Source organism: Pleomorphochaeta sp. (assembly GCF_050031695.1).
In the GTDB taxonomy this organism is placed as follows: Bacteria; Spirochaetota; Spirochaetia; order Sphaerochaetales; family Sphaerochaetaceae; genus Pleomorphochaeta.
Genome location: NZ_JBNAIC010000005.1, coordinates 82,658 through 108,420 on the forward strand (window position 1 = coordinate 82,658; position 25,763 = coordinate 108,420).

The window sequence follows — 25,763 nt, forward strand, 5'->3', positions numbered from 1 at the left end:
ACTCATCAATTTTTAAAAGAAATAAATAGAAATCAAGTAAACAGATTCTTCTTATAAATTTACTTTAACATTTTCTATAAAGTCATTAATTATTTTTCTTTCAGTTGCCCATGATATACATAATCTTACTGCTGTATGATTTTCATCAACTTTAAGCCAGTTATAAAAAAGATAATTTTCTCTTAATTTATTTATTGTATCATTATTGAAAATAGGAAAAATTTGGTTACTTTCTTGCTCTACTAATAAGTTAATATTTAACTTAGATAATTCATCTACAATATATTTAGCATTGTTATTAGCTTTTTTCCCTAATTTTAAAAATAAATCATCTTCAAATAAAGCATCAAACTGTAAGGCTACTGAAAATCCTTTAGCTAATAAAGCTCCTCTCTGTTTTAAGTTATATCTAAAATCTTTTTTATATTTATCATTTACAATAACCAAACATTCACCAAACATTGCACCATTTTTAGTACCACCTATATAAAAGATATCACAAAGCTTTGGTAAATCTTTTAATGCAATATCTGACTTTTCACTAGAAATAGCTTGTGATAATCTAGCTCCATCAATATATAAAGGAATTTTATAGCTTTCACAGACATCTTTAATTTCTCTTAACTCTTTATATTTATAAACAGTACCAAATTCTGTTGGATTAGAAATATAAACCATTGCAGGTTGTGTAATATGCTCCCTTGCTTCATCAACATAATGTTCTTCAATAACATTAACAATTTGATCAGATGTAATTTTACCATTAGCAGTATTAAGAGTTACTACCTTATGCCCAGTAGCTTCAATTGCACCTGCTTCATGAGTTGCAATATGGCCACTCTCAGCAGCTATAATAGACTGATATGGTTTTAATATAGAAGATATAGCAACTAAATTGGTTTGTGTTCCTCCACTTAGTAAATGTATATCAACATTATTATCTTCCAAAATAAGTTTAAGCTTTTCTTTTACTTTCTTACTTATTTCATCTTCGCTATATCCATCAAATTGTACCTTATTCACTTTCAACATATTTTTCAAAATATTTTCATGACATAATTCACTATAATCATTTCTAAAACTATACATATTCACCTCGTAATATTCTCAACTTTAATTATATAAATAATAAACACAAAAAATATATATATAAATTCTTGTTTTTTATAATATACAAATTATAATTTAAATATGAATAATGAAAAAGAAATTAATATAAACAATTACATTAACAGTATCAAAGAAGAAGCTAGACCTTGGATAACTGAAATGACAAAATACTTTTCTAAAAAATATCCTTCTCTTAAATTAGAATACCTATATAACCTACCTGGATATCAATTGGAAAATGATAATTATATTGTTTTTGGTATTAATAAAAATTATTTATCAATTCACACAAGATCTTTTGAATTAGTTAAAAGCTATTCTAAAAAATTTGAGAAAGCTAATACCGGAAAAGGATGTGTACGTTTAAAATATAATAATTTAAATAACATAGAGGTTTTAAAATCATTTGTTGATGAAATTATATGCAAATAAAAATAAAAACAAAGAGAAAAAGTAAGTTAAAAAGTGCATTTTATCGATATATTTTTATCTATATAATCATCAAATAACAACTTCCAGTATTTGTTATAATATTTCAACAATTAATATCTATGAAACCAATATTTACACCCTATTTTATAACAAACTTCATATTTGTTATTTTTATTTATTATATATATGTTTTTTGTATATGTTTTTACAATTATTCTTATTTTCCTTCACTTTACTATTGACAGATTTTTTTTTCCATATTACTCATATAATGAGTGTTATTACATACACTATAATTATAGGAGACACGTTTTTATGGAACCAGTAAAAAAAAGAGCTAAAGACAGACGCCCTGCTAAAACAAAAAAAGCAATTCGACTTGCACTATTTCAGTTGCTAGATAAAAAAGAATTAAACAAAATAACTATAACCGAGCTTACAAAACAAGCAAATATTAGTAGAAAAACATTCTATATTCATTATAATAAAATCAGTGATGTTTTAGATGAATTTGAACAAGAATTAATTGAAGCTTTTAATGAGGCAACTAAAGAATTAAAATATTCAAACAATTCAAAATTTTTCTTTGATATTTTTTATAATTTAGACAAATATTTTAACGATGATTTAGATTATTATAAAAAGATTGCACAATCTAGTTTTGCAAGCACTTTTTCAGATCACATAGGTGATGCTTTATTCTCGAAATTATATGAAGTAATCGAACCTATTTGTGATTTACCAATAGAACAGATTGAATATTTATGTCAAATTGTATCTTCTTCTATGCACAGAGTATTTATGACTTGGATTAGAAATGATAGTGAGATGAGCATTGTACAAATTAGCAATTTTGTTGCTAAAGTTATATTTAACGGTATGGGATCTTACCTATTAGAAGAGTAGTTCTATTATTACTAAAAAAATTGTAAACTATTTATACATATTTTAATTAACAATACCTATTTATGATATTTACATTAAATATTTAAATAGGTATTATTTGTATATGAATCAAGAAGTTCTAAAAATCAACAATTTAAATTTTTCTTTTTCAAAAGAAACACCTATATTAAAAGATATATCTTTTTCAATCAACAAAGGAACTTTATGCATTATTGCTGGAGCTAATGGCTCTGGTAAGTCAGTATTATTAAAATGCATTAAGGGTTTACTTAAACCTCAATCAGGGAACATTGAAATCAATAGTGAAGATTTATCTAGAAATATAAAAAAAAGAAGATCAAAGATTGGATTAGTTTTCCAAGATGCAGATAGTCAAATAGTTGGCCAAACTGTTGAAAAAGATATTTTATTTGGAATGGAAAATCTAAATTTAGATAATCAAACAAAACAAGAAAGATTATATAATATAGCTAATCTATTAGATTTAGATAGTAAGCTAAAAAGAAAACCTAGAGAATTAAGTGGTGGAGAAAAAAGAAGGCTTGCCATTGCTGGAATATTAGTAATGAATCCTGATATAATTTTTTTAGATGAACCTTTTGCAAATTTAGATTATCCAAGCATTCTTCAAGTTCTAAAAACATTATTATTACTCCAAAATGAAGGCCATACTATAATAATTGTAAGCCATGAAATAGATAAAATAGCAGCACACTCTCAAAAAATTATTTTATTAGAAAAAGGTAGAGTTATTCAAAATGAAAAAAGTGAAAAAGTCCTTCCTTATCTATTAGATCATGGAGTTTATGTACCCAAAAGAAATAATAAGCTTGCTAACCTACAGGAATTATCATGGCTCAAGCACTAATTTTCCATTATAGAGACGCTGAAACCTTCTTACATAAAATTAATCCTTTCATAAAACTTCTTACTCTTCTTTTATTATGTACTTCTTTAGTTACAGCAACCCTTATAAACACATTGATTATATTGTTTGTGACTTTCTTGATAATGGGTATTACAAAATTACCTATTATTAAATACGGTAAAGAATTAACTTTTTTTGTAATTATTTCTTTAATTATACTTATTACTTCTTTTTTAAGTGGGGAAAATTATATTGAGATTATAAATAGTGTTTTAAAATTTGATACTGCTGTTTTAATGAGTTTTTTGCTTGCAGATTCAACAGATCCTAGCGATATAGCAAGATCACTAGCAAAAGTAATAGATAAAATACCATTTGTTAATGGTTGGAGATTTGCAAGTCAAGTTGAATTAACACTTATGTGTATTCCTTTAATTTTTGATGTTTCACAAGCAATTAGTGAAGCTAGAATATCTCGCTTAGAAATAATAAATAAACATCCAATTAGATATTTAAAATCTTATACTATTTCTCTAATTGATAACTTACTTAATAAAATTGATATTATTGCTTATGCATTAGATAGTAGAGGATACAATTCAGATATAGAGAGAGAAACATTAAAATATTCTTTTAAAGATTTCATTTTCTTATTTTGTGTATTATTATTAATTGGGATTAATTATTATGTTAGATAAAAAAACCTTAAGAAAAGAAATTTATGAACTTAACAAAAAAAATAGAAATGTGAATTTTATAAATGAAGATAAATTATTAATAGAAAAATTAGTCAATAAACCAATTTTTAAAAAAGCTGATACAATCCTTCTTTTTTATCCATTACAAAATGAAGTAAACATAATTAGTTTAATTAATTATTGTTTATCTCTTAATAAAACAGTTGCATTACCTAAAACATTTAAAGACATAATTAAGTTCACAAAAATAGGTCCTAACTGGGAAACTCAATTAATTAAAGGATTATATAATACTGTTGAACCGAATTCTAACTTATTTATTGAAGATTTTAATGCTAATACTTTAATTATAGTTCCAGCTCTTGCTTATGGAAAAGACAACTCAAGAATAGGACACGGAAAAGGATATTATGATAAATTTTTAAAATCATATTCCAATATTTATAAAATAGGATTGTGTAGAAAACACCTATTATTTGATAAAATTTTAATGAATAAAAACGATATATATTTAGATGAAATTATATATATTAAATAGTAATTATTTCAAAACTGATTAATGCACCATACCTACCTGCAGCTACATTTTCTTTTTCATCCCATTCAAACCAAATAATATAATTTGAATCATCAATACTAACATTTGGAGAAACTGAATATATATATGTTACAGGATTAGAAGCAGAATCTAAATAAATATTTTCATTGTATGAATCAAAATTGTATGCACCTACAACAATTGTTCCTTTTGTATTATCTAAAGTCTCAGTAAACAATTGAATATCAATATCTAAAGGAGAACCGACAAAAACATCTGAATCATTTTTTAACTTAAATCCTTCAGTAGATACCGTTAATTGAAATAAAGCATTACTAGAGGTAGGAGCACTAACATAACCCGCGTAAACATGAATTGGTTGAGTATAAGATGTTCTATTTGTAGTAAAATTAAAATTATCAACTATGCTAACAACATTTCCATCATTTATAACTTCAGTTGAATCAACCTTTAATATTATTGTAGGAGGTGAATCTTGGCCTAAATAACCATTTATCAAAATATTAGGAGAAGCGGAAAAAAGTCCGTAAATAGGGAATAGAATTAAAAATAGTATAATTGCAATCTTCTTCATAAGGACCTCCAAATATTAATTTATGTCATCAGTTTATAAATATAATAACAAACATCATACAATAAATCAAGAATAATCACTACAATATGAATTAAATTAGCAAAAAAGAGAAAAGATATGTCAAATGTTTAATTCATACAACTAAAATCTTGTTTCGTTAAATCATTAAAAAAACCAATACTATAATTTGGCTCAAAACCAGGTTCAAATATATCTAATACTTCATTTTTTATATTATTATTTCTAACACCGCGTAGTATAACAGCTAAAGCCTTTAAGTAATTTATTTGATGAAAAGGAGTAGAAGCAATTACAAAAAGAATATGTACAGGTTTACCATCTTTAGCTTTGAAATTTATACCAGCTTTGCTAATACCAAGTCCAATTCTAAGATGATCAATACAAGGCAACTTACCATGGGCAACGGCAACACCGTGTCCTATCCCTGTTGTTTCTATTATTTCTCTTCTATGAACAGCTCTTCTAAAGCGTTCTTTACTATTTTTTAGCCCGTCAAATATTGAACAATTATCAATAACTTCATCAATTGCTGCAAATTTATCTGTCTCATTAACTTGGCATACAGAATAATTAAATAAAGTATCCATATTCATAACTTCTACTATATTCATCTTTTATATTAATTGCAAGTAAAAACTAAAAAGGAGCCAGTTATTGGCTCCTTTTTAAACGATTTATTTTAAGTTTATTACTTTAAGTATTCATTTATTGCTTTAGCAGCTTTTCTACCTTGACCCATAGCAAGTATTACAGTAGCAGCACCTAATACAATATCACCACCTGCAAAAACACCTTTTATTGAAGTTTCACAAGTATCTTCATTAACAATAATATTTCCACGTTTGTTTACTTCTAAACCATCAGTTGTTTGTTTTAACAATGGATTTGATGCATTACCGATAGAAACAACTACTGTATCAAAATCTACAACTCTATCTGAGCCTTCAATTTCTACAGGGCGTCTTCTTCCTGAAGCATCTGGTTCACCAAGTTCACAAGTTACAACTTTAACACCTTTTACAAAGCCTTTTTCATCACCAATAATTTCATGTGGTTGATGTAATAGCATAAAGTTAATACCTTCTTCCTTAGCGTGTTCAACTTCTTCTCTTCTAGCAGGAAGCTCATCTTCACTTCTTCTATAAACAATAGAAACATCTTTTGCGCCTAATCTTTTTGCAGTTCTTGCTGCATCCATAGCAACATTACCACCACCAAAAACAGCAACTTTTTCACTCTTAAATAGAGGCGTTAAACTATGTTTTTGATCATAAGCTTTCATTAAATTACTTCTTGTTAAATATTCGTTAGCACTAAATACACCAATTAGATTTTCACCAGGAATATTTAAAAATTTAGGAAGACCTGCACCAGCACCTACAAAAACTGCATCAAAATCATCTTTTTTCATTAAATCTTCTAATGTTCTTGTTTTTCCGACTAAGTAGTTTCTATTGATTTCAATACCCATATTTGTAAGTCCATCCAATTCTTTTTGAACTAACTTTTTAGGCAATCTAAATTCAGGAATGCCATAAACTAATACTCCACCTGCCTTATGAAGAGCTTCAAACATAACTACAGTATGTCCTTCTCTTCTAACGTCAGCAGCAGCAGCTACAGAAGCGGGACCTGATCCAACAATAGCAACTTTTTTCTTAGTATCTGGTTTTACTGAAGGAACTACATCTTGATTATGTTCTCTAGAATAATCAGCTACATATCTTTCAATTCTACCAATTGCTACGCTTTGACCAACATCTTTTTTCATTTTACCTACAGTACAATAATTTTGACATTGGTTTTCTTGTGGACAAACACGACCACAAATTGAAGGAAGGAGTGAACTTTCTTTTATTGTAGCATTTGCGCCTGCAAAATCACCTTGAGCTGCTTTTTTAATAAAAGCTGGAATGTTAATCCCTACAGGACAACCTTGAATACAAGGTTGATTTTTACATTGTAAACATCTCATTGCTTCAACTTTAACTTGATTTTCTGTATAACCTAAAGCAACTTCTTCCATGTTAGTAATACGTACAGAAGGGTCTTGAGATGGCATTTCTTGCATAGGAATCGTTGTTCTTTCCTTCATTGAAATTGTATTATCGTCAAATTTAGATAAAATATCTTTTGCTTGATTATCTAATTGCTCAAGTGTTAAATGCATTATGCTTCACCTTCCTTTATATTTAATCCACAATGACATCTATGATGATTTTCTTGTTCTTGTGGTTTATAAGTTCCTAAACGCATTAGCATATTATCCCAATCAACTTTATGACCATCAAATTCAGGACCGTCTACACAAACAAATTTAGTTTCTCCACCAACATTAACTCTACATCCGCCACACATACCTGTTCCATCTATCATAATTGTATTTAAAGATACAATGGTATGAACATCATAAGGTTTTGTAGTTAATGCACAGAATTTCATCATAATAGGAGGACCAATAGCTACAACTAAATCAGGTTTCCAAGTTTCACATAATTCTTTTAAAGGTTCAGTAACCAAAGCTTTTCTTCCAGCAGAACCGTCATCTGTTGTTAAAATTAATTCATCAGCGATTGCATCCATCTCTTCTTTCATGATAAAAAGATCTTTATTTCTAGCTCCCATAATGATTTTAACTTCATTTCCCATCTCTTTTAAAGCTTTTGCAATTGGATGCATAGGTGCAACACCAATACCACCACCAACACAAACTACTTTTCCATACTTACCAAGTTCAGTAGGAGTACCTAAAGGTCCTAATAAGTTTTCAATGTATTCGCCTTCATTTAATAATGCAAGGTGATGTGTTGATTCTCCAACTGCTTGGAAAATTAAAGTAATTGTTCCTTCTTCTTCATTAGCATCAGCTATTGTAAGAGGGATTCTTTCATTATAGTCCCCACCTAGTTGAAGTATAATAAATTGACCAGGTTTACGTGCTTCAGCAATTTCTGGTGCACGTACAATCATTTTAAAAACTTCAGCAGAGAGCTTTTCTTTATAAAGTATTTCATTCATTTTTTTACTCCTGTCGAACAGTATAATACACATTTCAATTATTTTAATAAATACTTTTTTATCGATTTTTCACATATTTCTATACATCTAGAACATATTCGCTATTTTATGGTAATTTAAAAAAGGAGGCAATATATGATTATAGAAAATAAACAACAAAAAATCGATATTAAAACAAATATGAGAGATGGAAAGGGAGACGTTATTCTACAACAAATCGTAGACAAAGAAAATTTAAACCATAGCCGTCTTTTTTCAAAAATCACTCTAAAGAAAGGATGTTCAATTGGAACTCATACACACCTTAAAGAAACTGAATATTATTACATAATTCAAGGAGAAGGTGAAGTTACAGAAAAAGAAGGCTCTTATGTTGCCAAAGCTGGTGATGTAGTTATAACAGGAGATCAAGAATCCCATTCCATCATAAACAAAAAGGAAGAAGATTTAGTATTTATTGCACTAATATTACTTGATGATTAAATAATAAAGGCTAGCAAAATGGACAAAATTTGCTAGCCTAAAATCACTATATAATTACTATTAGTTAATTATTTTATTGTTGGTTTATTATTTCAATTGTCTTTGCTTCTAATTTCTTTGATTTTGGTAATTTAACATTTAAAATTCCAGAATTAAAGGTTGCCACAATTTTTTCATCATCAATATCTTTTGGTAACGAAAAGGATCTTTTAAAAATACGTTTAGAAGAAGTCTCTTTTACTAAGTATTCTTTTTTCTCAGAATCACTTTCTATTTTTTTATTATATTCATCTGTAGTAGATAAAGTTAATGTATTATTTTCTACTTTTACATTCACATCATCATTACTATATCCTGGTAATTCTACATCGATATAATAACCGTCATCTAGTTCATAAACATCTACTGGTGGTACTTTATAAGAAGCTGAACTAAAAGCATCAAAAAAATCGTTGAATAATGAATTATAATTTGTATACATATTGTTTGTCCTCCTACGAACTTATTTTATTTTTATATTTTGTACAAACTATATTGCAACAACCATGCCAAAAAACAACCAAATATTAATAATTACTTACATTACAAGAAATTAGGTAATTAAATTAATACAACTCAAATATATAATATAATTTATTAAACCTATCATCTGGGTCATTTTGATTTTTAAGCTTTTTATTCTTAATAAAATTGTATCATTTTGAAACAAACTTATATCTAACTTAAGTTATTTGGGTATTTTTTACTATTTTGAAACACCTAAGTATTTTATAAAAAAAAAGCAACTGGAAACAAATAAAAAGAGCTGGAAAACTATCCAGCTCAAGGGGGAGTTTATATATGTTTTTATTAAATTAGCTATTTATAGCCACATTAATTTGCTTAGGTTTTACTTCTTTCTTTTTTGGCAATAAAATTTTTAATACACCATTATTTAAAGTTGCTTTTATTAAATCTTCATCTACATCTGAACCTACAGATATAGATCTTTCAAATTCTTTACATACTCTTTCTTTAATTAAGTATTTCTTCTTGGAATTATCACATTCTTGATATTTACTAGATAATCGTAAAACATGTTTTTCTAATTTAATATTCATGTCTTCTAATTTGAATCCTGGTAATTCAACTTCAACTATATAATTATCCTTTGTTTCAAATATATCCAAAGGAGGATATTTATTCTGTAAATTTGACCAATTTGTCCATGTGCTATTAAAAGTAGGGTTACTATTATTATTATAATATACTCTCATTACTATTCCTCCGTAATTAACTATTCTTTTATAAAAATATATTATGCAAAAAGCGTGCCAAAAAGTTTTATTTCAAAGTTAATTCTTTACTATATAGATAATTAAAATTTTATTATTAAATTCTACTTAATTTTACAAACAATAAATGGCTAATTACTTCTTAAATTTAATAGAAAAAAGTATCATTTTGACACAATAATTATATTTATCTTTATAATTAGGCTATTTCGACACAATAATAAAAATTATGCTAAAAAAAAGGATTATAAAGAAACTATATTATATATAAATAATTATGAATAAATTTTGAGATTCACTAAATAAAATAATAAAAAAAAATATTTTTCAGATAGTCTATTGACTTTTATATTAAAAAACTGTAGTTTCACTATAGTAATTCGTCGCGAGGTGGAGAAGCAGGTATCTCGACGGGCTCATAACCCGTAGGTCGCAAGTTCGAGTCTTGCCCTCGCTATAAAAATGATGCACTTAGGACTAGTAAGTATACAAAGGTAGCTACTAGATCAGCAGTTCCTATACATCGAAATTTTGGCAACTCGTTTAGCACCATCTGGGTAGCAAGTGGGTTGCCTTCATTTTGCCCAAATTCAAATTTTAATAACATTTTTTCACAAATATTTTGTTTTGGTAAAATAAATATTTACAAATTATGCTATTTTTTTTAAAATAAAGACCCATGATGAAAAAAGGTTTTGATAATAAAAAATATCTAGAAAAGCAAACAAATGCAATTCTAGAAAGGATGCAAAAGTTTCATGGGAAACTCTATTTAGAATGTGGTGGGAAGCTCATATATGATTATCATGCATCTCGAGTTCTTCCAGGTTTTGACCCAAATGTAAAAATTCAAGTTTTTAAAAAATTAAAAGACAAAATTGATGTAATTATCTGTATTTATGCCGGCGATATAGAAAGAAAAAAAATCAGAGGTGATTTTGGAATTACATATGATGTTGATACGTTAAAAATGATTGATGATTTTACTAATTATGGATTGAATGTAAAAGCTGTAGTAATAACTCGCTATGAAGAACAACCTTCTGCTAAACAATTCAAACAGTTATTAGAGAGACGTGGAATTTCAGTTTATACTCATAAAAAAACTAAAGGTTATCCAACCGACATTGATTTAATTGTAAGCGAAGAAGGATATGGAGCTAATCCTTACATTGAAACAGATAGAGAAATTGTAATTGTTACAGCTCCAGGACCTGGAAGCGGTAAATTAGCAACTTGTTTATCTCAAGTTTATCATGACTATAATAAAGGATTAAAATCAGGATATGCTAAATTTGAGACTTTCCCTGTTTGGGATTTGCCATTAAAACACTTAACGAATGTCGCATATGAAGCAGCAACTGCTGATTTAGGCGATATAAATTTAGTAGACCACTTTCATTTAGAAGAATACAATCAAAAAGCTATTAATTATAATAGAGATTTAGAAGCGTTCCCTCTATTAAAAAGAATTGTAGAAAAGATTATTGGAGATAAGTCCTTTTATAAATCTCCAACAGATATGGGAGTAAACAGGATTTCAGCAGGTATTATTAATGATGAAAACTGTCAAGAAGCATCAAAACAAGAAATTATTAGAAGATTTTATAAAACATCTTGTGAATATGCTATGGGACTTGGAACACAAGACGCTGTTGATAAAGTAATATTATTGATGGAAAATAATAATATAAAAGTATCTGATAGAAAAGTAGTGCAAGAAGCTATATCAAAAAGAGAGCTTGGCATTGAAAGCAACAAGGGAAACAAAGGTATTGTTTCAGCAGCTGCTCTTGAATTACCAGATTCTACTATTGTTACTGGATTAAATTCTCCATTATTACATGCTTCTTCTGCCTTAATTTTAAATGCTATAAAAAAATTAGCAAAAATCCCTGATGATATTGATTTAATCCCTAAAAATATCATTGATTCTATTAGAAATATGAAAAGTGAATCTTTAGATGAAAATAGAATTAGTTTAGATGTTGATGAGGTTTTAATTGCATTAGCCGTTTCTTCAGCAAGTAATCCAGCAGCTGAAGCCGGTATGAAACACTTAAACAAACTAAAAGGAACCGATGCTCATTTAACTCATATTCCAACTCATGGTGATGAAGCAGGATTAAGAAAATTAGGAATAAATGTTACTAGTGCGCCTAAATACGCATCAAAACAATTATTCAATAACTAAATAAATTAATATAATTATCAAAGAGTATTCAAATATACTCTTTGATTTTTATTTTAGAAATCTCTTTATTTCATTTATTACTATATTCATTTCAATAGGTTTTGCTATATGAGAATTCATTCCGCAAGCCAAGCATTTCTTTACATCTTCATCAAAAGCATTAGCTGTCATCGCAATAATTGGAACAGTATTAGAATCTTCTCTATCTAAACTTCTTATTATTTTTGTTGCTTCTATTCCATCTATATTTGGCATTTGAATATCCATAAAAATAATATCATAATAATTAATGGTTGAGTCTATAAATAAATTTATTCCATTTCTTCCATCTTTAGCACAAATAACTGTTGCACCAAATTTCTCTAACATTTTTTTTGCAACTAATAAATTTATAGGATGATCTTCAATTAATAGAATCTTTACATTTTCTAAAATATTTTTTGAAATATCTATATGATTATCACTGTTATTGCATTCTATCTGATTGCTTATCCTAGATAATGGTAAATCAACAATAAAAGTTGTCCCTTGATTCTTAACACTATTAACCTTTATTTTTCCATTTAATGAATCAATTAAACCTTTAGTTATAGATAAACCTAAGCCCGTTCCTTCAACATCACCTTTTGCTGCATTACCAAGCCTATAAAAAGAATCAAATATTTTATCAATATCATTTTTCTCAATTCCATATCCAGAATCACTAATAGAAATACGTAAAATATTATTAGAACAAATATCATTAACTTTATCATCAACAAATATTTTAACTTTTCCATTTGTAGGTGTAAATTTAATTGCATTATTAGTTATATTCTCAACAATACGTGAAATAGCTAAAGAGTCTCCTAAAAATTTAGGATCAAGTATATCATCATTAAAATATTGAATCTCAATATTTTTCTTTCTTGCAATTGGAGATAACCTTTCAATAACATTTATTATTTGAGTATTTATATCTAATACTTCATTTTTAATTATATGTTTTCCACTCTCAATTGCACTCATTTCTAAAATTTCATTAATTAAATCAAGCAAATGTTTTGAAGAATTTTTTATTATTTCAAAACTTTCTAATACTTGTTTTTCATTTTTTACATCTTCTAAAGCAATATTTGTCATTCCTAAAATAGCATTAATAGGGGTTCTAATATCATGGCTCATTGCAGAGAGGAAAGTTGTTTTTGCTTTATTTGCTTGATTAGCTAGTTCTAAAGCTCTTTTCAAGATTTCATTTTTCTTGTTATCTGCATGGGTTAATGCAGTAATATCAGAACAAGCAACAATAACCGTTTCTTCAATATCATTTAATTTATAAAGATTAATCTTTTTTCTATACTTTTCATTATTCTCTTTATATTCTATATAATCTTCAAAATAATCAGTAGATTTTAGAGAATTTGCTAAAAACCTTATGTATTCATCTTCTGTTGGAACTTTTAAATCTCCATGATTAAATAACAATTGAATTAAGGATTTAATAGAATACAAATATCTTGTTTTCCCTCTAGTTGGAGCATATTTAGGATTAATAATTAAATTACATTTTCTATTATTTAGATTAACTCTAACAATAAAATCAAAATGTTTTTCAACAATATAATCTAAAATTTGGTTTATTTGAATTTCATTAGTAGCATCTTTTATTGAATGGAAAGCAATAATATCATTACTTATTGGATTCTTTACTAGAGAGAACGTTTTTTCTACCCATAATTTTCTTTCGTTAAAACTATAACTGACTACATAACTAAAATTAGTTATGCCTTCTTTATAACATTTTAATAGACCTTCAACATTCATGTATTTTTCATCTAATTTTTTGTTATAATCACCAATCCTACAATTTTCAGAAAACTTAAATAACTGGTCAGCAGTATGGTATTTTGTATAATTTATTTCACCTCTTGTTGAAATAATTTTATCAATTTTATTTTGAGATAAATTAGTAATATATGAAACTAATTTACCTGAGGCTTCATACTCAAATTGTTCAGATAAATTGATGTATTTTTTCATTGAAGTCATATCTTCAGATATATCTTGAATTGTAATAAGAACTTTTGAGGTTTCATTTTCTTCATTGATTAAATTATTACTCAGTTTACACCATCTATATTCACCATCTTTAATAAGTCTTAGACGAATACAAAAAATATTATTAGGACCACCGTCAATAGTTTTCTGAATTTCTGAAAAAAAGATATCAATATCTTTTTTATAAATAATTTTATATTTCTCAATTACAGATTTAAATTTAATTATAAAATTTGTTTCTAAATTAAAATTTTCTTTATATTTATTATCTACAATTAAAGAATCCATATTTGTAAGGTAAGTCCAACAAAAAGCATTTAAACTAGTGATTGCTAAATCTAGTTTTCTTGTATTTTCTGATACTGTTTTTAATATACGTTTTCTAGGAGAAATATCATTTATGATTCTAATTAAAACTAATTCACCTAACCATTCGATTTCTTTTTCTTTAATCTCAAAATAAATACCAGTTTGTGTTTTGATTTCATAGACAACCTCACCAAAAACATTAACAGTTTTATCTAAATAAATTGTCTTTAAAGGATTTACAAGCGATCTAACTTCATCGAATTTCTCTAAATATAATTTTGCAACTTTATTTGTAAATAATAACTTATCATCTTTTTGTATAACAAAAATACCGGTATTCATATAATTTAAGATATCTTTATTTAACTTAACATCGAAATTATTACCTAAAACTAGAACATTTAATAAAACATTTCCATTTATATCATTAACCTTTTTAAAAGTTGTATATATAGGATTAATTTCACCTTTTTTATTAATAACTTCAACTGTAGCTGAATAAGGCTTATCATTATTTAATGCAATATCAACATCTTTATATAAATTATTTCTAGTATGCTTTGGAAACAAAGAAAGAAAATTATTAAAAAAAATGTTTGCAAAATCTTTTCTATCATAGCCTAAGAATAAAGGTAATTTATAAGAAAAAGATAAAGGTACAACTTTATTATTAACTAATTTAAAACTACAATAACCACCATCTATTGAATTAATTAAATTCTCTCTTTCAATATCAATTTTCTCATTAATTTCTAAAGTTTCTGAAAAATCTTCCATCTTATTATCTAAAAGACCTTCTTTTGATATTTTCATTGATTTAGCAATATATATCTTTGATATTTCAACTTTATCATTTGAAATATTACAAGTAAAAGTAATAGGAATTTTATGAGAATTTCTAACAAAAAGGGAAATAGAAACAACACCTTGGTTCTTATCGGTTTTAAAAGCATTTATATTTAGAATTTGATACTTAGAAAAAGTTTTTACATTTAATAAATAAGAAAAAATATCGTTCATATTCTTGATATCAACATTATTTTCTTCATCCAATAATATTACATCTTTAGATACATATTGATAGCAACAACTTATTTCTTTTAAAATAAAACAATTACTTAAAAATTCTATACAAATTGATTTTATATTATTTATGTCCCACATTAAGCTCATTTTATTAAATTCCCCAGGCTTACCCTTTTGTCCATTCAAATAAACAATAAACCTATTATACTCTCAATTATATAATAATGCAAATTAATCATTTAATTTTATACCTTATAAAAAGTTAGGAGAATTATATTTTTTTTACCCTTTGTAAAGTTTTTTGTATATAATAATAGTGAGGTTTTTATGAAAAAGAGAGAATTAGACAAAATATTATTACTAGAAAGCAATAAAAAACAAATTGAATTTTCAAATAAATTAAAACTTAATGATAAGTATAAAATATTAGGAATTAAAACTAATGAAATAAAAAATATATCAAAACAACTTTCATTAAATGAAGGAATATCTCATATTGACGATTTTTTAAATTATACTGAACCATTAATTTATGAGGAAGTACTTATATCTTATTTTACTTTTTCTTTTCTCTCAAAAAAAATTGATCAAGCAACTTTCTATAGTTATTTAGATAAATTATTAAAGTATAATAATAGTTGGTCCACAAACGATACTATAGCTTTAGCAATAAAACCTAGAAAAAAAGATTTATCATCTTATTTTGAATATTTATCAAACCTTTTAAAATCTGAAAACTTATGGGATATTAGATTTGCAGTTGTAAGTTTAATGAAATCATATTTAATTGATGAATATATTGAAAAGACTTTAATGTTATTCTTGAGTGTAAAGAGTGAAGAATATTATGTTGAAATGGCATTAGGGTGGGCATTTGCAACAGCTTTAGCAAAACAAAGAGATATAACTTATCCATATATATTTGGGAAAAAGATTAACAATAGAGTTAATAAAATTGCAATTCAGAAATCCATAGAAAGTCGTAGGATTTCTGAATCTGATAAGATTGAATTAAAAAAATTAAGAAATGAAATAAATTCTTTATTATAATATATCTAATAAAGTATTTAATTCTTCAATTATAAAGGTAGGAGTATACTCTTTTGGTAATACATCTTTTTTATTATTTAACCAAACAGAATCAATATTTGATTTCATTGCTCCTAAAATATCACTTTCTAAACGATCACCAATTACCAAACACTTTTCTTTTTCAGCATTAATTGTTTCTAAAACTATATCAAAATATTCAATATCAGGTTTTTGGCACCCCATTTCACCGCTAATAAATATATTAGAAAAATATTTTTGGATATCTGTAGCTACCAATCTTCCATATTGAGCATCTACTAATCCATTTGTAATCATCTCAATTTGATAGCCTCTTTTTTTTAAAGAAGATAAAACAAAATGAGAGTCTTTTAATAAATGTTTTTGTACTGACAAAATTTTTGTAAAATCTTTTTCCATTTCAATTGGATTAATATCTAATTCAAAATGATTAATAAAATTTTCAAATCGTAAAACTCTAAGTTTACTTTGAGCCAAAGTGCCTTCTTCATAAGCTTTCCAACACGCTTTATTGATAACATGATACTCATCCATCACGGATTTAGATACTTCAAAGTTATATTTTTGACCTAATTTAATAAAAGTATCATATTCACCTTTAGTAAAATCAAATAGTGTATTATCAGCATCAAATAATAAATGTTTATATTTCATAAAAATAATGTATAATAAATATAGGGATTTGTAAAAGCCTGGGATTTTATTTTTATTAAATTTGTTACTAGGTGACATTATCACAAACAAAGGATTATTTTATTGCTATATTATGTTCATAAATAAAAACATACTATTAACTATAAAATAAGTAGGAGAAAAAAATGATTAGACATACTACAACTGAAACTTTCGAAGAAGATGTTTTGAAATCTGACGTACCTGTATTAGTAGACTTTTGGGCAGCATGGTGTGGACCTTGCAGAATGCAAGGATCTATTTTAGAAACTTTCCAAAATACAATTACAGAAAAAGAAGCTAGAATCTGCAAAATTAATGTAGATGAACATCCAGCACTAGCACAACAATTTGGTGTAATGAGTATTCCTACTCTTATTGTTTTTGAAAACGGTAAAATCAAAAGCCAAGTAGCTGGTGTTAACCAAGAACCTGGTTTAAGAAGAATGTTAGGCCTATAATTTACGCGGAAAGATCATACAGGGCAGAATAATCTTTAATAGAGACCCTCCCTCTGCCTTGTATTATCCAACCTTCGTTTTGAAAATATTTTAACATCCTAGAGATAACCTCTCTAGCTGTACCAAGATCCCGGGCAATTTCATCATGTGTTATAGATAAATCATCACATTGTGACATTGCTCTTTGTTCAACTAAATAAGATGCAACTCTTTTATCCATACTACTAAATGCGACTTGTTCTAAAGTCCACATAACATCGGATAATCTTTCAGCCATTACAGAATTAGAAAAAGAAGTAACTTCAGGATATTTTTCCTCAAGGTTATGATATATAGAACTTGGTATTGTACATAATGTAGTTTCAATTTCTGACTTTACATGTACTTCAAAACTTATATTTCTTATACCACAACTACCAGAGAGAACACATACATCCCCACTAAATAATCTATATAATGTAATTTCTTTTCCATTCTCATTAACTATATATACTCTAAGTCGTCCTTCTAATACACAAAGAACACCTGAACATCTCGGGAGCATTGTCCCTTTATCCATTTTTTTTCTAGAAACTCTATCTAGGGCTAGTTTATCACTAGTTCTTAATTTATTATAAAAAGGTAGTATTTTATTTATTTCATATTCCATATTGAAATAATAATTTGAACTTAATAAAAAGAAAAGCTAAATATAAAAAAAAATAAGAAATAAAGGTTTATTATTTATGAAAAACTGTAAAGGTGCTGCAATATTAGTATACAAAAGAAATAAAAATAAAATAAAAGTATTATTGGGACAAAGAAAGTATTTCCCAAACATTGGTTATTGGGGAATTCCTGGCGGTAAAATGGAAGAGTCAGATAACAATAATTTTGAAACTACTGCAAAAAGAGAATGTGAAGAAGAAACAGGTATAAAAATAAATTCCAAACTTTTTCTTTTAGATGAAATTAGAGATAATAAATTCATTTGGAATACTTATCTTTGTAAAGTTCCTTATAATAATGACAATCTATTTAAAGAAGAAGTATTGTCTTCAGCTTGGTTTGATATAGATAATTTACCTTCTCCCCTAATCGATTTGTTAGAAGATCAAATAAATACAGCAAAAAAAATAATTTTAGAAATTTAACTTGACAACATGTTTCTGTATATAGTAACATAGCCTTAATAAATGAGTTTCTTTTTACAGAAACATATTAAGGAGAATAAAGTGACTAATCTAATAACTAAAGGAATTGATACAACTAACTTACCTAATGATGATGGTTTTTTTGGAGAATATGGTGGATCTTTTATCCCAGAAGACCTTCAAAAAATAATGGATAACGTAACAGCTCAATATAAAAAAGCTATTGAAGATCCAACATTTTTAGATGAATATGAATATTTACTACAACATTATGTAGGTAGACCTTCTCCTGTATATCATGCAAAAAGATTAAGCGAAGCTGTAGGTGGAGCTCAAATATATTTAAAAAGAGAAGATTTAAATCATACAGGTGCACATAAAATTAATCACTGTGTAGGTGAGGCTCTTTTAGCAAAAAGAATGGGTTATAAAAAAATAATTGCAGAAACTGGTGCCGGACAACATGGTGTTGCTCTTGCTACTGCTGCAGCTCTTTTAGGACTTGAATGTGATATCTACATGGGTGAAATTGATGTAAAAAAAGAAGCTCCTAATGTAACTAGAATGAAAATCTTAGGTGCAACTGTTGTAACAGTTACTAGAGGAACTAAAACATTAAAAGATGCAGTTGATGCTTGTTTTGAAGCTTATTTAAAAGATCCTATTACTCAATTATACTGTATTGGATCTGTTGTTGGCCCTCACCCTTTCCCAATGATGGTTAGAGATTTCCAATCTGTTGTAGGTAGAGAAGCTAGACTTCAAATGTTAGAATTAACAGGCAAATTACCTGATGAAGTTATTGCTTGTGTAGGTGGTGGTTCAAATGCTGCTGGTATTTTCAGTGGTTTCTTAGAAGATAAAGACGTTAAAATTCATGGTGTTGAACCAGCAGGTAGAGGTATTGAAACTCCAGACCATGCTGCAACAATTACAAAAGGTTCAAAAGGAATGATTCATGGCTTTAAATGTTATCTTCTTCAAGATGATGAAGGCGCTCCTTTACCTGTTTATTCTATTGCTAGTGGTTTAGACTATCCTGGTGTTGGTCCACAACATTGCTACTTAAAAGATATTAATAGAGTTGAATATCATTATGCAAACGATAGAGAAGCTGTTGAAGCTTTCTATGGTCTATCTAGAATGGAAGGAATCATTCCAGCTCTTGAATCTTCACATGCTGTAGCATATGCAATTAAAAGAGCTAGAGAATTAGATAAAGATGTCAATCTTCTTGTTAATTTATCAGGCAGAGGTGATAAAGATATAGATTTCGTAATTGAAAATTACCCTCTAGCAGGTTATGAACCTAGTGAAACTTTAAAAGGTGGTTATGAAGAATTTATGGCTTCCATTCAAAGTAAAACTAATAAATAGTAATAAATCATTATTATATTTCTAATCCTAAGGGTTTAATCCTTAGGATTTTTTTTAGATGATATTTTTTTGGGAGTTGGTCTACTTTTATTTGATTCTAAGACTTTTGAAATTGGAGAATATCCAAATCCAAGTACTTGATACGCTTCATGAACTATCATAAATGCATTATCATCTTCTTCATGCACAATCTGAGTTAATTGATTAATTAGTTGATTAGGAACAACAGCCATTAAAGTTGCTCTATCTTTCTTCGTATAAATGCCTTGACCGTGCAATATAGTGCCACCACGGTTCATTTCATCTATTATCCTTCTAGATATTGCTTCATGATTTTCACTAACGATATAAGCCGTTTTTGCATATTTAGTGCCTAGACTCATTACAACGAAATTTATCATTTGTCCTGAAACATATAAAGCACAAACTGCAAATAAAGCTCTTTCTAATCCAAATACTAATCCACCAACAATAACTATTATTGCATCAAAAATAAAAACACAAGTTCCAAGATTTAATGGAGTATATAAATTTAAGATTTGACCAACAATATCGGTTCCACCAGTATTTGAGCCAGCTCTCATTACTAAACCAATTCCACCGCCCACTAAAACACTACCAAATATAGCAGATAATAGTATGTCTACTTTATCAGAATAGCCTAAAAACCCTTGATAATTAGTTAATTGGCCAAAAATGGAAACAAAAACAGATAAGAGAGTAGTACCTACAAAACTTTTTACACCATATAAGGGACCAAAGATTTTCATTCCTATTAAAAATAAAGGGATAGAAATTAAAATCATAGTTAACCCTGTATCTATACCAAATAAATAATATACTATTGTAGCAATACCACTAACACCACCAGCAGCTATTTTAGCTGGAGTAATAAAACAAGCAATTCCAAATCCTGAAATCATTGTTCCAAGAATTATTTGGGTATAATCCCTTATTGTATTTTTCATATTGTTCTCTTTTATGAATTAAATTTTTAATGATATTTTGGTCTATTATCACTTAATATTAAAATTGAAGAAGGTTTATCTAAGAATAAATTACATTCAGCTTTTCTTCTAAGTGCAGTACAAGGTTGTAAGTGAGACACTTGACCAAACAAACAGGTTGCAACACCTCTTGCTTTTCTTTGATCAGGACAAGAAACAATAATAGTTTTAGCACTTAACAGTTTTTTAATAGATAAAGTAATTGCACGAGTTGGTACATCATCTAGTTTTCTAAACCATTTCTCACTTACTAGCTGCTTTCTACTTCTAAGATCTAAATCAACGGCAATATATGCATCTCTAGTTTCAAAATTTGCAGGAGGATCATTATAACCTAAGTGGCCATTCTCACCTATACAAGAAAAAGCTACATCTATATCTAAATCCTGTGCAATATTATTTATTTCTTCAACAGAGTTTTCAGTTGTACCTAAAGGATGAAAACATTTAACCTTTGTCTCACCTAATAAGTTTAGAAAACAAGTTTGAATGAAATACGTATTGCTTTTTGGTGAACTTGGTTTAATTCCAATAAATTCATCAAATTGAAGAACACAAACTTTATCCCAAGGGATATTATCATAATTAGCTAAATTCTTTAAAGTTTCGATTTGGCTCGCACCAGATTCTAATACAATAGTTGCATGGCCTTTTTCTTCAATAGCTTCAAGAATTTTATCTGCTCCAAGCTTAGCTGCTTGAACACCTAAATCTCGTTTATCGTCACTAATAGTAATACGCATTATATTCTCCTTGAGACTAATTTACAGTTTTGAATAATATGTAGCAAGATATAATTATAATAATTTAATAAGATTTTTAAAAAATCAGAAAAATAAGTTAATGATAATTTATATGTATTTGACTTATGTCGAAAAATTTGGATAATAGTAAGTAGAATTTTATTTATAAAGAGGTAAATATATGAAAAAGGAAGCTAAAAAAAGAAGCAGTCTAGCTCCAGCTCCAAATGTATTAGTATCATGTAAAGGAAAAGATGGAAGAGAGAATGCCCTTGCAGTAGCATATTGTGGAAATTGTAGTTATGCCCCACCAATGCTAATGGTTGGTATTGTTCCAAGTAGATTTTCATACAACTTAATTAAAGAAAGTGGTGTTATGGTAGTTAATATCGTACCTAAATCTTATGCTAATGAGTATAAATATCTTGGATCAGTTAGTGGAAGAGATGAAGATAAACTTAAAGATATCAATACAGCACCAGCTGATACAATTGATTGCCCTATCTTAACTGATTGTCCTGTTAATATTGAAGGAACAATTGTTGATAGTATTATGACAGGTTCTCATGAAATGTTTGTACTAAAAGTTGAAAAAGTTCATGCAGATGAAGAATACCTAAATGAAGATGGTAGCATCAATTTTGGTAAAATAGATTTACTTTAATATTAATTAATAATCAGCTAAATAAATTAAAGATATCCCATATTTTGAATTATAAATTCATATATGGGATTATTTTATTTGTCTATAGTTGTCAAGTTTTTTATAATTTTATTTTTTTCTATCTTTTTTACACATATTATGTTAGACCTTCTGGCTAAGGTCTTGTTTTTGGGAATTAATGTTGTTAAGCTAAAACTATGTTAGATGTTTTAGTTAACGAGGTAGCTCTTATTTGAAATTAATTGGTTATTAATATTTCAAATGAGAGCTTCAAGTTTATAACGCTTTAATTTATTAAAGAAATATTCTTCATCTACCATGTTATAAATCTCACCATTCTTTAATAGAGCAAATCCAATAGATATCATTTTATTAGCTGTTGCAACTGCTGTTTTTTGACCAAATTTCCCTCTTTTTTCAAGTTTTTGCCAATACCTTGTAAGAGAACAATTATGATTAAAGTTTTTTATGCTCCAAGCTGCTTGTACTATATGTCTTCTAACAGGCATGCATCCAAAATGAGAAACACTTAATTGCTTATCTACTGAACCCGATTGATCTTTTCTAGGAATGAGTCCTATATAATTTCTAAGTTGATCTGCTTTAGAAAACCTTTCTCCATTTCCAACGAAAGCTATAAGTGTTGCTGCAGTAATATCACCAATACCTGGTATTGATAACCAAGCTAAAGCCTCTTTAGGGTGATTTATTAAAATTTGGATAATTTTATTATGAATTTGTTCTTTTTGAGATTCTACTACTTCAATGTTACGAACTAATAAATTTGCACTAAAAATAGCTAAATCTTCCTTAAGTAATTCATCAACACAAGATTGTCTTTTTTCAGGATTTTTTAAATCTGATTTCTTTAAATCTGGATAACCCATACCTGTAAATATTGCATGAAGTTTATTAATTAATTTAGTTTGTAATTGAGAATATGCTATATGAAGTTTTATCAATGCTCTATCAGCTGATTCTTCTTTTGTAGGAATTGGTATAAGAACCCAATTTTCAGGATTAGCATCTCTTGCATATTTAGCAATCTTTGCAGCATCTTGCTTATCTGTTTTACATATTGATTCAAAAATAATATGCAATTTCATTGGATTAAGGACATAAACATTAGATGCAGTGTGTTCTAAAAGATATCTTGCTAGATTAAAAGAAGAAGTTCCACCTTCCATAAATATTGCATCACCAACCTTGAACTGAGAAATTAAGTTATTTCTTCCTTGCTCATTCATCTTTTCATTAAAGAAAGATTTCTTTTGAAATCCTGAATCTCTTGAAAGTGTACATCCAACTAGAGTTTTTTTGGAAAGATCCAAACCGATAATTCTAGTTGCCGTTAATTCTTTAGGTCTGTCTATCATGGGCAGCCTCCTTAAGTTAAATTAACAGATTGTTGGGAAGCTTTATGAAAGGGAGTGACAAAATGTCCTTCATTTTTATTATTGAGATTATCTCGAGAAGAATCTCGAGATATCTCCCTGTAGTCTTCGATGACCGGCTATTGTATCTTTTTTATTGAGGTATATCTGTATTAACAGTATCCATCACAAATAACCCTTACACGATCACCGGTTCCCATTCTCCGTCAAGAATAGGATAACACCTTTGACTTACCAACTATAGACATACTACTTTTTTTGCACTTACAAACTAAGACTTAAATGTCTAAAAATACTAATAATTTTTAAAATAAAAAAGCTGTCCTAAAAAGGACAGCCATATTTTTAATATAAATTATATTAGAAATCAATTTCACAATAAGCTGTTAATGAACCCCAAGCAGAACCTGCAGAACCATCAATGTTGAATAAGTCATCACCATCTTCCCAAGCTAATGTTAATGTAGCATTATCAACTAATGTTGTGCTTTCTACAGAAGCAGCAGCAGAAACTACACCAGCATCTGAGATTGAGAATGAAGCATCAGCTGTATACATATCAGTTGTATAAGTTGCACCAGCACCTGCACACCAGTCTTTAGCATCAATATCAAAACCAGCTGTTACATAAGGAGCTAATTCATCAGATAAAGCATAATTAATTTGTACATCAATGTCTTGAGTATTAACTAAGTCTAAAGCTGTTAAGTCAATAGAAACTGGAACATCCATTGAAGCCATATCATAACTAGCATTAACGTTTAATAAGTTATCAATTGAATATAAATCATCATCAGAATTAGTTGTATCATCACCATCAGCATCAGCATCATATACTTTGTTTTCTAAGCCGTCTAAAGATGTATCATCGAAATCAAAGTCAGCATTAGTATTTAATGGACCATAGTAAGCATCAACTGTTAATGCATCAGCTGCAACAGCTACGAATGAATCCCAACCAAAACCTACTAAAGCATCATAACCAGCATCAATTGCAAATGAAACTGTTAAGTCATCCATTGCATAATCAACCATTGCAGAAGCACCTGCTTCCATGCTTCTTGTTAATGCTGTATCAATTAAAGCAGAAGCACCAACTTGAGCTGTAACACCTTCAGCTAATTCTAAAGAATTAGTTTCAGCAGCTACATAAACATCAGTTTGAGCTAAATCTTTTAATTCACCATTTTCAATACCTAATGAGAATGTACCATATTCATCTAATGTTAAAGTAACACCAGCTAAAGTATTACCAGCAACAGCATAGTTATAAGCATCATCGTCATCATCTAAAGCTGTGATATCAGCAGCATAGTCTACAGGATCAGCAACACCAGAAATATTTAAACACCAGCCTTCACCTTTTACATATGCATCAACATCTAAATCTAAATCAAAATAACCTAAGTCAGTAGTAACTGTGTTATCAGAATCTGTTGTTGTTTCTTCATCTACATCGTCACCTGATTCTTCTAATAGATAAAGATCTAAAGAAGCATCAACTCCTGCATAAACATCACCTTCTCCTACTGAAGAACTACTTTCTGAGAATAAAGAAATTGTAGCATCAAATTCATTAGTATTTGCCATGCCAAAATCTAAATTAGCTGTATCAAAATCTGCTAATGTGTGTGAAAATGTTGCTGTACCAGAAAAATCTGCAAACAACATACTTGTTCCTATAATACCTGTTAATAATAAAGCAGAAAACTTTTTCATACTTCCTCCAAAT

26 protein-coding genes and 1 tRNA gene are annotated in these 25,763 nt (G+C 27.8%); 13 read left to right on the plus strand and 14 right to left on the minus strand.

Features of this window, described 5'->3' with window-relative positions; genetic code table 11:
* Window positions 1-51: 51 nt before the first annotated feature.
* The gene (locus tag ACPKM0_RS00730) at window positions 52-1,089 is read right to left on the minus strand and encodes a threonine aldolase family protein (RefSeq protein WP_472472883.1); all 1,038 of its coding nucleotides are present in this window, start codon (window positions 1,087-1,089) and stop codon (window positions 52-54) included.
* A gap of 102 nt (window positions 1,090-1,191) precedes the next feature.
* On the opposite strand from ACPKM0_RS00730, the gene ACPKM0_RS00735 reads away from it, so the two are divergent.
* The 5 genes from ACPKM0_RS00735 (at window position 1,192) to ACPKM0_RS00755 (ending at window position 4,552) form a co-directional block, all read left to right on the plus strand.
* Window positions 1,192-1,542, plus strand: coding sequence for a hypothetical protein (locus ACPKM0_RS00735; protein WP_472472884.1), 351 nt, complete (start codon window positions 1,192-1,194; stop codon window positions 1,540-1,542).
* A 315-nt stretch (window positions 1,543-1,857) separates the two neighbouring features.
* On the plus strand, window positions 1,858-2,448 hold the full coding sequence (locus ACPKM0_RS00740) for a TetR/AcrR family transcriptional regulator (protein ID WP_472472885.1): 591 nt from the start codon (window positions 1,858-1,860) through the stop codon (window positions 2,446-2,448).
* A 103-nt stretch (window positions 2,449-2,551) separates the two neighbouring features.
* Window positions 2,552-3,316: an energy-coupling factor ABC transporter ATP-binding protein gene (locus ACPKM0_RS00745; RefSeq protein ID WP_472472886.1), complete on the plus strand. Its 765-nt coding sequence runs from the start codon at window positions 2,552-2,554 to the stop codon at window positions 3,314-3,316.
* Complete coding sequence (locus ACPKM0_RS00750) at window positions 3,301-4,014, plus strand: energy-coupling factor transporter transmembrane component T family protein (RefSeq protein ID WP_472472887.1); 714 nt, start codon at window positions 3,301-3,303, stop codon at window positions 4,012-4,014. The genes ACPKM0_RS00745 and ACPKM0_RS00750 overlap by 16 nt, the downstream gene beginning before the upstream one ends.
* Window positions 4,004-4,552, plus strand: coding sequence for a 5-formyltetrahydrofolate cyclo-ligase (locus tag ACPKM0_RS00755; protein WP_472472888.1), 549 nt, complete (start codon window positions 4,004-4,006; stop codon window positions 4,550-4,552). Before ACPKM0_RS00750 ends, ACPKM0_RS00755 begins: the two co-directional genes overlap by 11 nt.
* Here ACPKM0_RS00755 and ACPKM0_RS00760 read toward each other — a convergent pair.
* The 4 genes from ACPKM0_RS00760 to ACPKM0_RS00775 all read right to left on the minus strand — a co-directional run bounded on the left by ACPKM0_RS00760 (window position 4,545) and on the right by ACPKM0_RS00775 (window position 8,186).
* A complete protein-coding gene (locus ACPKM0_RS00760) occupies window positions 4,545-5,147 on the minus strand; it encodes a hypothetical protein (protein WP_472472889.1) in 603 nt (200 codons plus the stop codon). The two genes, ACPKM0_RS00755 and ACPKM0_RS00760, sit on opposite strands and share 8 nt — an antisense overlap.
* Before the next feature lie 128 nt (window positions 5,148-5,275).
* Window positions 5,276-5,779, minus strand: coding sequence for a PTS sugar transporter subunit IIA (locus ACPKM0_RS00765; RefSeq protein WP_472472890.1), 504 nt, complete (start codon window positions 5,777-5,779; stop codon window positions 5,276-5,278).
* Between the two features lie 77 nt (window positions 5,780-5,856).
* Window positions 5,857-7,338 (minus strand): NADPH-dependent glutamate synthase, encoded by a 1,482-nt coding sequence (gene gltA / locus ACPKM0_RS00770; RefSeq protein WP_472472891.1) that lies wholly within the window; start codon window positions 7,336-7,338, stop codon window positions 5,857-5,859.
* On the minus strand, window positions 7,338-8,186 hold the full coding sequence (locus tag ACPKM0_RS00775) for a sulfide/dihydroorotate dehydrogenase-like FAD/NAD-binding protein (protein ID WP_472472892.1): 849 nt from the start codon (window positions 8,184-8,186) through the stop codon (window positions 7,338-7,340). The genes gltA and ACPKM0_RS00775 overlap by 1 nt, the downstream gene beginning before the upstream one ends.
* 135 nt (window positions 8,187-8,321) lie before the next feature.
* Here ACPKM0_RS00775 and ACPKM0_RS00780 point away from each other — a divergent pair, with 135 nt between their 5' ends.
* Entirely contained in the window at window positions 8,322-8,669 is a 348-nt protein-coding gene (locus ACPKM0_RS00780; protein ID WP_472472893.1) for a cupin domain-containing protein, read from the plus strand.
* A gap of 73 nt (window positions 8,670-8,742) precedes the next feature.
* Here ACPKM0_RS00780 and ACPKM0_RS00785 read toward each other — a convergent pair whose 3' ends face one another.
* Both ACPKM0_RS00785 and ACPKM0_RS00790 read right to left on the minus strand, forming a co-directional pair.
* On the minus strand, window positions 8,743-9,150 hold the full coding sequence (locus ACPKM0_RS00785; RefSeq protein ID WP_472472894.1) for an Hsp20/alpha crystallin family protein: 408 nt from the start codon (window positions 9,148-9,150) through the stop codon (window positions 8,743-8,745).
* Between the two features lie 373 nt (window positions 9,151-9,523).
* Entirely contained in the window at window positions 9,524-9,925 is a 402-nt protein-coding gene (locus ACPKM0_RS00790; RefSeq protein WP_472472895.1) for an Hsp20/alpha crystallin family protein, read from the minus strand.
* A gap of 402 nt (window positions 9,926-10,327) precedes the next feature.
* Here ACPKM0_RS00790 and ACPKM0_RS00795 point away from each other — a divergent pair.
* A tRNA-Met gene (locus ACPKM0_RS00795) sits at window positions 10,328-10,400 on the plus strand.
* Window positions 10,401-10,622: 222 nt separating this feature from the next.
* A complete protein-coding gene (locus ACPKM0_RS00800; protein ID WP_472472896.1) occupies window positions 10,623-12,137 on the plus strand; it encodes a DUF1846 domain-containing protein in 1,515 nt (504 codons plus the stop codon).
* 48 nt (window positions 12,138-12,185) lie between these two features.
* On the opposite strand, the gene ACPKM0_RS00805 is transcribed toward ACPKM0_RS00800, so the two are convergent.
* Window positions 12,186-15,656, minus strand: coding sequence for an ATP-binding protein (locus ACPKM0_RS00805; RefSeq protein WP_472472897.1), 3,471 nt, complete (start codon window positions 15,654-15,656; stop codon window positions 12,186-12,188).
* Window positions 15,657-15,836: 180 nt separating this feature from the next.
* On the opposite strand from ACPKM0_RS00805, the gene ACPKM0_RS00810 reads away from it, so the two are divergent.
* Window positions 15,837-16,559, plus strand: coding sequence for a DNA alkylation repair protein (locus ACPKM0_RS00810; protein ID WP_472472898.1), 723 nt, complete (start codon window positions 15,837-15,839; stop codon window positions 16,557-16,559).
* On the opposite strand, the gene ACPKM0_RS00815 is transcribed toward ACPKM0_RS00810, so the two are convergent.
* Window positions 16,554-17,234, minus strand: coding sequence for a YjjG family noncanonical pyrimidine nucleotidase (locus ACPKM0_RS00815; protein ID WP_472472899.1), 681 nt, complete (start codon window positions 17,232-17,234; stop codon window positions 16,554-16,556). The genes ACPKM0_RS00810 and ACPKM0_RS00815 overlap by 6 nt on opposite strands.
* A 164-nt stretch (window positions 17,235-17,398) precedes the next feature.
* On the opposite strand from ACPKM0_RS00815, the gene trxA reads away from it, so the two are divergent.
* On the plus strand, window positions 17,399-17,713 hold the full coding sequence (gene trxA, locus ACPKM0_RS00820; protein WP_472472900.1) for a thioredoxin: 315 nt from the start codon (window positions 17,399-17,401) through the stop codon (window positions 17,711-17,713).
* 1 nt (window position 17,714) lies between these two features.
* Here the strand turns inward: trxA and ACPKM0_RS00825 are convergent, their stop codons facing one another.
* The gene (locus tag ACPKM0_RS00825; RefSeq protein WP_472472901.1) at window positions 17,715-18,362 is read right to left on the minus strand and encodes a Crp/Fnr family transcriptional regulator; all 648 of its coding nucleotides are present in this window, start codon (window positions 18,360-18,362) and stop codon (window positions 17,715-17,717) included.
* Between the two features lie 76 nt (window positions 18,363-18,438).
* Here ACPKM0_RS00825 and ACPKM0_RS00830 point away from each other — a divergent pair, with 76 nt between their 5' ends.
* Together ACPKM0_RS00830 and trpB are read left to right on the plus strand one after the other, a co-directional pair.
* Window positions 18,439-18,846 (plus strand): NUDIX hydrolase, encoded by a 408-nt coding sequence (locus ACPKM0_RS00830; protein ID WP_472472902.1) that lies wholly within the window; start codon window positions 18,439-18,441, stop codon window positions 18,844-18,846.
* 81 nt (window positions 18,847-18,927) lie between these two features.
* Window positions 18,928-20,223 carry a tryptophan synthase subunit beta gene (trpB, locus tag ACPKM0_RS00835; RefSeq protein ID WP_472472903.1) on the plus strand — a complete coding sequence of 432 codons (1,296 nt, stop codon included), beginning with the start codon at window positions 18,928-18,930 and terminating at the stop codon, window positions 20,221-20,223.
* A 35-nt stretch (window positions 20,224-20,258) separates the two neighbouring features.
* On the opposite strand, the gene ACPKM0_RS00840 is transcribed toward trpB, so the two are convergent.
* Together ACPKM0_RS00840 and ACPKM0_RS00845 are read right to left on the minus strand one after the other, a co-directional pair.
* Window positions 20,259-21,191, minus strand: coding sequence for a YitT family protein (locus tag ACPKM0_RS00840; protein ID WP_472472904.1), 933 nt, complete (start codon window positions 21,189-21,191; stop codon window positions 20,259-20,261).
* Window positions 21,192-21,217: 26 nt separating this feature from the next.
* Window positions 21,218-21,973 carry a 6-phosphogluconolactonase gene (locus ACPKM0_RS00845; RefSeq protein ID WP_472472905.1) on the minus strand — a complete coding sequence of 252 codons (756 nt, stop codon included), beginning with the start codon at window positions 21,971-21,973 and terminating at the stop codon, window positions 21,218-21,220.
* A 181-nt stretch (window positions 21,974-22,154) separates the two neighbouring features.
* Between ACPKM0_RS00845 and ACPKM0_RS00850 the strand changes: the two genes are divergently transcribed.
* The gene (locus ACPKM0_RS00850) at window positions 22,155-22,637 is read left to right on the plus strand and encodes a flavin reductase family protein (RefSeq protein ID WP_472472906.1); all 483 of its coding nucleotides are present in this window, start codon (window positions 22,155-22,157) and stop codon (window positions 22,635-22,637) included.
* Window positions 22,638-22,894: 257 nt separating this feature from the next.
* Here ACPKM0_RS00850 and ACPKM0_RS00855 read toward each other — a convergent pair whose 3' ends face one another.
* On the minus strand, window positions 22,895-24,013 hold the full coding sequence (locus ACPKM0_RS00855) for an IS110 family RNA-guided transposase (protein ID WP_472472907.1): 1,119 nt from the start codon (window positions 24,011-24,013) through the stop codon (window positions 22,895-22,897).
* 378 nt (window positions 24,014-24,391) lie between these two features.
* Complete coding sequence (locus ACPKM0_RS00860; protein ID WP_472472908.1) at window positions 24,392-25,750, minus strand: hypothetical protein; 1,359 nt, start codon at window positions 25,748-25,750, stop codon at window positions 24,392-24,394.
* Between the last annotated feature and the right edge of the window lie 13 nt (window positions 25,751-25,763).